This window comes from uncultured Veillonella sp. (assembly GCF_905209685.1).
Lineage (GTDB): Bacteria > Bacillota > Negativicutes > Veillonellales > Veillonellaceae > Veillonella.
The window spans coordinates 1-2,757 of the sequence record NZ_CAJLUB010000175.1 but is presented as its reverse complement, the minus strand read 5'-3'; the positions used below and the strand labels follow the sequence as shown (position 1 = coordinate 2,757).

The 2,757-nt window shown below is 38.6% G+C and carries 2 protein-coding genes; both read left to right on the top strand.

The genetic code is table 11. The features are described 5' to 3' along the window. The first annotated feature begins 106 nt into the window (after positions 1–106). Positions 107–1,342 (top strand): molybdopterin molybdotransferase MoeA, encoded by a 1,236-nt coding sequence (locus tag QZ055_RS09065; RefSeq protein WP_295826382.1) that lies wholly within the window; start codon positions 107–109, stop codon positions 1,340–1,342. Positions 1,343–1,468: 126 nt separating this feature from the next. Beyond that, positions 1,469–2,491, top strand: a complete 1,023-nt coding sequence (locus QZ055_RS09060; protein ID WP_295826381.1) for an AraC family transcriptional regulator — start codon at positions 1,469–1,471, stop codon at positions 2,489–2,491. Positions 2,492–2,757: the final 266 nt, after the last annotated feature.

Below are 2,757 nucleotides of genomic sequence, written 5' to 3'. Positions count from 1 at the left end.
CTTATCTCGGATGCAACGGACCGAGTAGCTACAATTGAAATTAGCAAGTTAGACCAAGACGTACCTGGATTAGTACGTCACATACAGGAAATGATGAGGTGTTTAAATGGCCGTCGTTACTGTTGAGGAGGCCCTTCAATTATGGGAGAAGGCCTTAGATACGCAAGTTTATAAAGTAGAAATGATTGATGTTAAGTCTGCTAAGGGATATGTGTTGGCAGAGGATATCGTTGCGCCCACAGATGTACCGGCCTTTTCGAAATCAGCGATGGATGGGTATGCCATTGCCTTTTCCTCGGATTGTAATGAGTATATTGTTGACGGTGTTATAGGCGCCGGCGTTGTATGGGAACAACCTGTTGCACTAGGTCATGCAGTACGTATTATGACGGGCGCACCTATACCGGATACATGTGATACTGTTATCATGCAAGAACAGGTAGTTGGCTCCGGAGAACCAGGTATAACAATCACAATTCAAGGTAAATACAAATGTGGCGATCATATCATCCCTCAAGGTGAGGAATGTAGTGCTGGCACTATTGTGATTCCTCGTGGAACAGAGGTAACCTCTACGGTACAAACTGTTTTGACTGGTCTGGGGTTGACTGAGATTGCTGTCAATGCAATGCCTCGCGTGCTAGTCCTTACCTCTGGCCATGAGGTGATTGAACCTGGTGAAAGCTTAACAGCTGGTAAAATTTATAACTCTAATAGAGCTATGATTTGTGGACTCTTGGAGGATTTAGGCTTTCATAAGATTACGCACTATCATGTCAGTGATGCTCCAGAGGAATTAGACTCTGAAATTAACCATGTGTTACAGCTCAGTGAAGATGCTGATATTATCATTAGCTCTGGCGGTGTATCTGTAGGGCTGTTTGATACAATGCCTCTTATTTATGAGAAACTAGGGGCTAAATCTATTTATGCACGTATTCAAATGCGTCCAGGTGCGGCATCCTATGGTGCAGTGACACCTAAAGGTCAAATTATCTTTGGCCTTTCTGGTAACCCAGGGGCTGCGTTCAATGGTTGGCATCTAATCGTAGCACCAACATTGAAACGCTATAAAGGTTTGGCAAATTGGACTACACCGGTAGTAGCTTGTGTAATGGATTCAGAAATCTTTAAGCGTAATGCTTTTGATCGGTACGTACAAGGTAAAGTCATCTTCGGTGGAGGTGTTCCACGCTTTGTAGCTAACCGTCACTTTAATAGTAGCAGTATGTTAGGCCTCTATACGGTGAATGCATTGGCATGTATTCCGCGTGGTGTACATGAAGTACATCCTGGTGATACCTTTAATGTATATCTACTAGGACTATTACCTGCTGTATAGGTCTTTATATAATATGTATTTATGTCATCTAAAATTCTGTTGACCGCAGATAAATAAATATATGATAATAAAAGCATCCCTTGGAGTATTAAGGGATGCTTTTTGTATGTGGAGCAATAGGGCATAATGGACTATTTTGACTATTCATATAAACATAACTACATAGAGTTTAGCAGCAACATATATAGGGTTAGTACATATCATTATAACTGGCATGCAGAAACTGAGATTTTTATCTTGTTAAAAGGTAGCGTTGAGATGAGTTGCAATGGTGAGGTTTTTACACTGAAACCTCTTGATGTTGTAATTATTTCTCCTCAAGTAGGGCATGCAACATTAGCCCTTGAAGAGGATACTATAGCCTTTGTTACTCATGTAGGTAACGAATTTTACCAACAGTATGATTCTGATTTTGGGACGTATCAATTTATTTTACGTTCAGATGATAGTACGGGTCATAATGAATTCTTTACAACCTTACGCCATCATGCTGCTATGACGATGTTATTGATGATTAAAGGTGAAAGCCCAGTACATCGAATGTGGATAGAACACCATTACTTAGCTTTGGCTGGTGATGTATTTAGAGAGTTTGATCCCATAAAAAAGGTTCACGAAAATGCTAGACCTGGAGATATAAAACCGGCATCTTTTGATAATATGATTGCCTATATTGATGAGCATTATGAGCAGAAAATAGAGTTAGAGGATATTGCAAAAATTGGGGGCTATAATGTTGCTTATACATCGCAGTTTTTTAAACGACAAATGGGGATTTCATTTGTTGAGTATGTATTGCGGTTGAGAATCCGTGATGCTACTGTTCGTTTAGCTAGTACGGATGAGGCTGTTGCAAGAATTGCAAGTGATTGTGGCTTTGCTGATGTGAAGGCTTTTAATGTGGCTTTTAAAAAGCATTTTAATATGACACCCACAGAATATCGTAAGCACGTAAAAGGGATTGGCCGTAAAACTGTCTTACAAGATTGGAAAGAAATAATTTCTGCAGACAACCAAGATGTACTTGATGTGTTGCATTCATTTTTGTCCTATGAAGATGATTCACGAGCTAAGAGCGAACTGGAATTTATGAGCAAAAAATTGGAAGCTTTGAAAGAAAAATTAGCCGATGTAGTAAAGGATTTATAAAGGTATTTTGTTATATCTCCATGGTAACTAGATTATTATAGTAACTAATTCTTATAATAGCTAATTCTTATAGTAACTCTATTCACATGATAACCGTTTTGCGGCAAATTATTTTTGATGAATTTATGACATATATAGAAAGATTAGAATTGGGTAATTTTCTATATTATGAAAACCTATAAAGTTATAAATAAAGCACTACTGGTGATAATGATATGTACCCCCTTTACTGGACAACCAGTAAAGGGGGTATTTTCATGAGATAT

Excerpts from the sequence above, each read along its gene's own strand:
- QZ055_RS09065 (WP_295826382.1), top strand. The coding sequence starts at position 107 with ATGGCCGTCGTTACTGTTGAGGAGGCCCTTCAATTATGGGAGAAGGCC.
- QZ055_RS09060 (WP_295826381.1), top strand. The coding sequence starts at position 1,469 with ATGGACTATTTTGACTATTCATATAAACATAACTACATAGAGTTTAGC.